Origin of the sequence: Phytoactinopolyspora halophila (genome assembly GCF_003287285.1) — a bacterium.
Classification (GTDB): domain Bacteria; phylum Actinomycetota; class Actinomycetes; order Jiangellales; family Jiangellaceae; genus Phytoactinopolyspora_A; species Phytoactinopolyspora_A halophila.
Map to the genome: position 1 here is coordinate 51243 of NZ_QMIG01000026.1, position 7232 is coordinate 58474.

At 68.3% G+C, this 7232-nt stretch carries 5 protein-coding genes; all 5 read left to right on the forward strand.

Going from position 1 to position 7232, the window contains the following annotated elements; translation table 11 throughout:
* Positions 1 to 28 precede the first annotated feature (28 nt).
* The 5 genes from DPM12_RS18985 to smc all read left to right on the forward strand — a co-directional run bounded on the left by DPM12_RS18985 (position 29) and on the right by smc (position 7114).
* Positions 29 to 628, forward strand: coding sequence for a YceD family protein (locus tag DPM12_RS18985; RefSeq protein WP_425467615.1), 600 nt, complete (start codon positions 29 to 31; stop codon positions 626 to 628).
* Between the two features lie 2 nt (positions 629 to 630).
* Positions 631 to 834: a 50S ribosomal protein L32 gene (gene rpmF, locus DPM12_RS18990; protein ID WP_112259926.1), complete on the forward strand. Its 204-nt coding sequence runs from the start codon at positions 631 to 633 to the stop codon at positions 832 to 834.
* 12 nt (positions 835 to 846) lie between these two features.
* The gene (gene rnc, locus DPM12_RS18995) at positions 847 to 1719 is read left to right on the forward strand and encodes a ribonuclease III (RefSeq protein WP_112259927.1); all 873 of its coding nucleotides are present in this window, start codon (positions 847 to 849) and stop codon (positions 1717 to 1719) included.
* Positions 1712 to 2584, forward strand: a complete 873-nt coding sequence (mutM, locus tag DPM12_RS19000; RefSeq protein WP_112259928.1) for a bifunctional DNA-formamidopyrimidine glycosylase/DNA-(apurinic or apyrimidinic site) lyase — start codon at positions 1712 to 1714, stop codon at positions 2582 to 2584. Before rnc ends, mutM begins: the two co-directional genes overlap by 8 nt.
* Before the next feature lie 735 nt (positions 2585 to 3319).
* Positions 3320 to 7114, forward strand: coding sequence for a chromosome segregation protein SMC (gene smc / locus DPM12_RS19010; RefSeq protein WP_112259929.1), 3795 nt, complete (start codon positions 3320 to 3322; stop codon positions 7112 to 7114).
* The last annotated feature ends 118 nt before the right edge of the window (positions 7115 to 7232 follow it).

Sequence of the window (7232 nt, forward strand, 5' to 3'; positions counted from 1 at the left end):
TGAGCTTGTCCACACTGCACGAGAGTTGATACCGCTGAACGTCCTCGATCCGCGAGCACCGTTCGTGCTCGACGTCCGTGAACTCGGGCGCCGACCCGGATCGATGCAGCATAAGACTCTCGTGGTGCATGCGCCAGCTGATCTGGGCATCGGCGGCGTGGTGGAGGTGCCCGAAGGGTCCGACATCGGGTTGACCATCCGGCTCGAGTCGGTCATGGAGGGCGTGCTCGTCTCGGGTGAAGCGCGTGCACTGATCTCCGGAGAGTGTGCACGATGCCTCGACCCGTTCGACGACCAGCTGGCCGTCGAATGGCAAGAGCTGTATGCCTACCCGGAAGGCGAAACCGACACCGAGTCCGAGGCCGACGAGGACGGTCTGAGCGTCCAGGACGACATGATCGACCTTGAGCAGCCGGTGCGTGACGCGCTCGTATTGGCGTTGCCACTGGCACCGACCTGTCGGGACGATTGTCCGGGGCTGTGCTCGCAATGCGGGGCACGGCTCGAGGACGATCCGTCCCACCGTCATGAATACACTGACCCGCGGTGGGCAGCTCTGGCCGAGTTGCTGACCAATGAAACGAACGAGTCCGGCTCCTCAGGGGCCGGCCCGACGGAGGAGATGTAGCCGTGGCCGTCCCCAAGCAGAAGAAGTCCCGCAGCAACACCCGGCATCGGCGTGCGCAGTGGAAGATGAAGCTGCCACAGTTGCAGCGGCGTACCGTCAACGGGAAGACGACGTGGGTCGTGCCGCACCGTGCCCACGTCGTGGAGGATTCTCAGGGCACGCCGTTGTACCGGGAGTACAACGGCCGGCAGGTGGGTGACGCCTGATCGGATCACGCGATGTCCGCTGAGCCGAAGGAGTTATCCGAGCTCCAAGCCCGTCTCGGCGTGCCGGTGGATGATCAGATCCTCGAGCAGGCGCTGACCCACCGGTCATACGCGTATGAGCACGGCGGGCTCCCGACCAATGAGCGTCTGGAGTTCTTGGGAGACGCCGTCCTCGGCTTGGTGGTCACCGATTCGCTGTATCGGCGTCATCCCGATCTTTCCGAGGGGCAGCTGGCGAAGCTGCGTGCCGCCGTGGTGAACATGCGTGCGCTGGCCGATGTCGGCCGGTCGCTGAACCTGGGTGCCTTCCTGAAGCTGGGGCGTGGCGAGGAATCGACAGGTGGCCGCGACAAGGCATCCATCCTCGCGGACACCATCGAGGCGTTGATCGGTGCCGTGTACGTTGATCGCGGTATCGACGTGGCCACCGACCTGGTGCACCGGCTCGTGGACGATTTGATCGACATGTCGGCCACGCTCGGAGCGGGGCTCGACTGGAAGACATCGCTCCAGGAGTTCACGTCGCGGCACTCGCTCGGCGTGCCCGAGTATCACGTCAGCGAAGAGGGACCCGACCACGAGAAGACGTTCACCGCGCAGGTGATCTTGCGTGACGAGGTTTACGGCACCGGGCAGGGCCGGAGCAAGAAGGAAGCCGAGGCCAACGCCGCGGAGCTCGCCTGGAGTGCGCTCAACGAGAAGTTGGGCGATGCGATGATCGACGAGGTAGCGGCCGAGCACGAAGGCGCGTCCAATGGCGACGGTGCGGGAACCGGCGCGGACGGTGTCGATGGCACGGAGGTCCGCACGGATCGTGCTGATGGCACGGGGGTTGGCGCGGACGGCGCCGACCACTCGGCTGACGCCTCGACCCGCCGTGCCTGAGCTTCCCGAGGTCGAGGTCGTGCGCCTCGGCCTCCAGGCGCACGTCGCCGGGCGGCGCATCGCCCGCGTGGAGGTGCTGCACCCACGTTCGGTTCGCCGTCACGGTGACGGAGCGGCCGATTTCGCGCACTCGCTGGCCGGCGCGCGTCTGGGGCCGCCGGGGCGGCGAGGAAAGTACCTGTGGCTGCCGGTGGAGGATGGTGGGGCCGCTGCGGACCGGGCGATTCTGGGGCATCTGGGAATGAGCGGACAGTTGCTGCTGCAACCGCCCTCGGTGGCCGACGAGCCGCATCTGCGCATCCGTTTCATCTTCGACGACGCCGGACCCCAGCTGCGCTTCGTCGACCAGCGTACGTTCGGCGGTCTTGCGGTGGCGCCCGTGGACGAGACGGGCCTGCCCGCGGAGATCGCGCACATCGCGCCCGATCCGCTGGACCCCGCCTTCGACCTCGACACGTTCACTGCCCGGGTGCGCCGGAAGAAGACTGCTGTGAAGCGGGCCTTGCTGGACCAGTCGCTCATCTCCGGGATCGGCAACATCTACGCTGACGAGGCCCTGTGGCGGGCGCGCCTGCACTACGCCAGGCCGACGGAGACGTTACGGCGCGCCGAGGTGGCCCGGCTGGTGCAGGCTGTCGGCGACGTGATGCGGGCGGCGCTGGTCGAGGGTGGCACGTCGTTCGACCGGCTGTATGTCAACGTGAATGGCGACAGCGGATACTTCGAGCGCTCCCTGCGGGTTTACGGCCGTGGCGGAGAGCCATGCGCGCGCTGTGACACGCCGATCCGGCGGGATCCGTTCATGAATCGCTCTTCTTATACGTGTCCCGCCTGCCAGCCGCGTCCGCGCCGGGCACGCTGGTGATGAGCTGGTGGCGAGCCTGGTGACCTCGGGGGGCTGAATCCGGCCGGAGGCCCGGCGTGCCCTCCTGGTCGAGGTGCGTGGCCAAGGTTGAGTCCCGTCGTATCCAGTCTCAGCTTGACCGCGGGCATGCCAGGATGCCATCCTAGAAATGTAGCTGCGGAAGGCGTATGCCTGTCGTCAACTTCATGTTGGCTGTGCAATTGTGCGCGCCCGTAGCGGTCCTGAATTATTTTTCGAGAATCAGCCTGTGGAGGGCACCAGCGATGGCAAAGGCGCTGTTCGGTCACGTAGGGGGCCCGGATCCAAGGCTCGTCACCGAGGTACAGAGACTCCGTCGTCGAGTCAGCGACCTCGAGGCCGAAATCACACGGCTCCAGGCGGCGAACGATGACCTCGCCCAGGCCGCGCTCGAGCACGAGACCATGGTCCTTGACGAGTCGCAGGACCGTCAGCCCGCGTTGACATGAGGAAGGTCCGGCAGCATTGCTGCCGGACTTTTCTTTTTTGTCCCTGAGGTGGCACTGGCCAACCCGGGGCAGTCCGGCTCGTAGCCGACGCGGCCACGAGGCGGGTCGGCTTGTATTCAACACGTCCGGGCCCAGGTTCGTGGTTCGTCACGGCGCGGCGTCGCTCACGATGCCCGGATGAACCAGTAGTCTCGTAGTGTCACGGTTGCCGTTCCGTGTCATACTCGAATGCTGCTCGTGCGGGGGCGCGGCGAGAGAGAGTCATCCGTTGCATCTGAAGAGCTTGACACTACGGGGGTTCAAGTCCTTCGCGTCGTCGACGACGCTTCACTTCGAACCCGGCATCACCTGCGTCGTCGGTCCGAACGGATCGGGGAAGTCGAACGTCGTCGACGCTCTGGCCTGGGTCATGGGCGAGCAGGGAGCGAAGAGCCTGCGTGGCGGCAAGATGGAAGACGTCATCTTCGCCGGGACCACGGGCCGGGCCGCGCTCGGCCGGGCCGAGGTGCTTCTGACGATCGACAACACTGACGGCGCGTTGCCGATCGAGTACTCGGAAGTCACCATCTCGCGGACGATGTTCCGCAATGGCGGATCGGAGTATTCGATCAACGGCCAGTCGTGCCGGCTGCTCGATGTCCAGGAGCTGTTGTCGGACTCGGGTATCGGCCGGGAGATGCACGTCATCGTCGGTCAGGGCCAGCTCGATTCCATCCTGGGCGCGACACCCGAAGGGCGACGAGGGTTCATCGAGGAGGCGGCCGGCGTCCTCAAGCATCGCAAGCGCAAGGAGAAGGCGCTGCGCAAGCTCGAGGCGATGGAGGGCAATCTCACGCGCTTGCAGGACCTCACCTCGGAGGTGCGCCGCCAGCTTGGACCGCTGGGCAAACAGGCCGCGCTGGCCCGTCGTGCCGCGACGATCCAGGCCGATCTGCGGGACGCGCGGCTGCGGCTGCTGGCAGACGACCTCGTTCAGGCGCGCGCGAGCCTCGAACAGGAGGTGGCTGACGAAGCCGCGCTGAAGGCCCGCCAGGCCGAGCTGACCCAGTCGCTGGAGCAGGCACGCGCTGCCGAAGCACGGCTCGAATCCGAGGTCAAACAGGCCGAGCCCGTGCTGGCCCGGGCGCAGGATGCCTGGTATCGGCTGTCCAGTCTCCGCGAGCGGATCAACAGCACCCTCTCGCTCGCCCGTGAGCGCGGCCGGCACCTGACGACGGCGGAGGAACCGGCCTCCTCGGGCCGGGACCCGGAGGAGATGGAGGCCGAAGCGGCCGCGGTGCGCGAGCAGGAATCGGAGATCTCCGAGCAGATCGAGAACGCCAGGGCCACACTCGACGCGGCCATCGCGGAACGTTCGGAGGCCGAGGACGCGGCGGCGGCCGAGGAGCAGCGCCTGGCCGATCTCACCCGGGCCGCGGCCGACCGGCGGGCGGGTGCCGCCCGGCTCGCCGGGGAGGTCGAAGGATTGCGCAGCCGCGCCGCGGCGGCCGAGTCGGAGCTGAACCGCCTGAAGGCCGCGCGCGCCGAAGCGCAGGAGCGCGCGACGGCCGCCGAGAGCGAGTTCACCAGCCTGGAGACGACTATCGCGGGTCTCTCCACGGGCGAAGAAGGTCTCGACGCCGAGCACGAAGAAGCTGCCGCGGAGCTCGCCGCTGCCGAGGAGGCCCTTGCCGAGATCGTCGAGAACGAACGTGCCGCCGAGCGCGAGCGGGCAACGCTGGCCGCCCGCAAGGAGGCGCTGGAGATGGGGCTGGCGCGCAAGGATGGTTCCTCGGCGCTGCTGGCCGCTTCCGATCGGGTGTCGGGAATCCTGGGCTCCGTGGCCGCCCTGCTCACGGTGGAACCGGGGTGGGAAGCGACGGTGGCCACCGCCCTCGGAACGGCGTCGGACGCGGTCGCGGTGGGCTCGGTGGATGATGCCGTCAACGCGCTCCGGTTGCTGCACGACGAGGATCTCGGCCAGGCGGGGCTGCTCGTCGGCGGCGCGCCGTTCGACGACCCGGGCAGCTGGCACGGCCTTCCGGCCGGCATGCGCTACGTCGTCGATCTGGTGACTGCCCCCGCCGAGCTGCAGCCCGCACTGACCAGCCTGCTACGGAACATGGTCGCGGTGGATGACCTGCCGGCCGCGCGCGCTCTGGTGGCCGAGTATCCCGACTTGTGCGCGGTGACCAGGGCAGGTGACCTGCTCGGCCGCGGTCGGGCCTACGGCGGATCGAGTAATACGCAGAGCTTGCTCGAGGTCCAATCCGCGGTCGACGAGGCCGCTGACCAGCTGGCCGAGGCCACGGCACGTGCCGAACGACTCCAGCGGGAGAAAGAACAGGCCACCCGGCGCCGGGACGAAGCACAGGCACGCGAGACGGCCGCCCTGAACAAGCTCCACGAGTCGGATGCCGAGCTGTCGGCCACGGCCGAGCAGCTGGGCCGCCTCGGTGACGCCGTGCGCGCGGCCAACGAGGAAGCCGAGCGGCTCACCGCCTCGATTGCCGAGGCCGAAGATGCCCGGGACCGGGATCTGGCGAAGCTGGCCGAGATGGAGGAGCGGCTCGCCACGGCCGAAGAGGCCAGTGACCCCGACGACGAGCCGTCGACCGAGGAACGTGACCGGTTGGCCGAGCAGGTGCGGCTGGCCCAGCAGCGCGAGACGGAGGCCCGGCTGTCGCTGCGCACGGGCGAGGAGCGAGCACGGGCGCTGGCCGGACGCGCGGAGAGCCTGGAGCGTGCCGCGCGGGAAGAGCGCGCCAACCGGGAGCGCGCCGAGGCGATGGCCCGCAAACGTGCCCGGCAGGCGGAGATCTGCGCGGCCGTGGCTCGCGGCAGCGAGATGTTGCTGCGCCAGGTCGAGGAGTCCTTGGAGGTGGCCGACGCCGAGCGCCAGACGGCCGAGCAGACGCGGGCCGAGCGGAACGCGGCGCTGGCCGAGGAGCGAGAGCGGACCCGCACGATCGCGACCGAGCTGGAGGAAGTGACCTCCACGGTGCATCGCGACGAGCTGGCCCGCGCCGAGCACCGGATGCGTGTGGAGTCACTGGAGACCAAGGCGCGCGAGGAGATGGGTGTCGAGCCGGACACGCTGGTCGACGAGTATGGCCCGCACCTCGAGGTGCCGGTGTTCGAGGCGCCGGATCAGGCGGGCAAGGGACAGCAGAAGAAGCGCAAGGCGGCCGGCGGGAACGGCGCCGCCGGCGCGTCCGGGAACGGTGTACCGGAGGGTGCCCCGGATGGCGTCGCGGAAGGATCCGGCGAATCCGGGGACGCACCGGCCGACGGCGAGCCCGGTGACGACGGGACCGGCAGCGACGGGACCGGTGGTGACGAGCCGGACGGTGATGGCGCCGGCGAGCGGCCGTCGTCGATCACGCAGCCGGTGGCCGAGCCGCAGCGGTACGTGCCGTTCGTCCGCGACGAACAGGAGAAGCGCGCGCGCACCGCGGAACGCGAGCTGAACAAGCTCGGCAAGGTCAATCCGCTGGCGCTGGAGGAGTACGCGGCCCTCGAGGAGCGGCACGCCTTCCTGAACGAGCAGCTTGAGGATCTCAAGCGCACCCGCAAGGACCTGATGGACATCGTGAAGGAGGTCGACGATCGGGTGCAGCAGGTCTTCACCGAGGCGTTCGAGGACACCGCGCGCGAGTTCGCGACGGTGTTCTCGCGGCTGTTCCCCGGTGGTGAGGGCAAGCTCGTGCTCACCGAACCGGACGACATGCTGACCACGGGTATCGACGTCGAGGCGCGCCCGCCGGGCAAGAAGGTCAAGCGGCTGTCGTTGCTGTCGGGTGGCGAGCGTTCGCTCGTCGCGGTCGCGTTCCTGGTGGCCCTGTTCAAGGCGCGGCCCAGCCCGTTCTACATTCTCGACGAGGTCGAGGCGGCCCTGGACGACACCAACTTGAGCCGCCTTCTCGGGCTCTACGAGGAGCTGCGGGAGCACAGCCAGCTCATCGTCATCACGCACCAGAAACGCACGATGGAGATCGCGGATGCGCTCTATGGTGTGTCGATGCGCGGTGACGGCGTGACCGCAGTGATCAGCCAGCGGCTGCGCGAATCCGAGCCGGCATAACGACACCCTACCCTCCACCCGCCACCCTCCTCCGATGATCATGAACGCTTCTGGTCCTATGGGCAGGTTCAATCGGTGCTTGCAATGAGCAGCTGGTTGAGCCGCTGGGTTGGAGTCT

What these genes read in the sequence shown, in the direction of transcription:
- rnc (WP_112259927.1), top strand. Translation starts at nt 847, where the DNA reads ATGTCCGCTGAGCCGAAGGAGTTATCCGAGCTCCAAGCCCGTCTCGGC.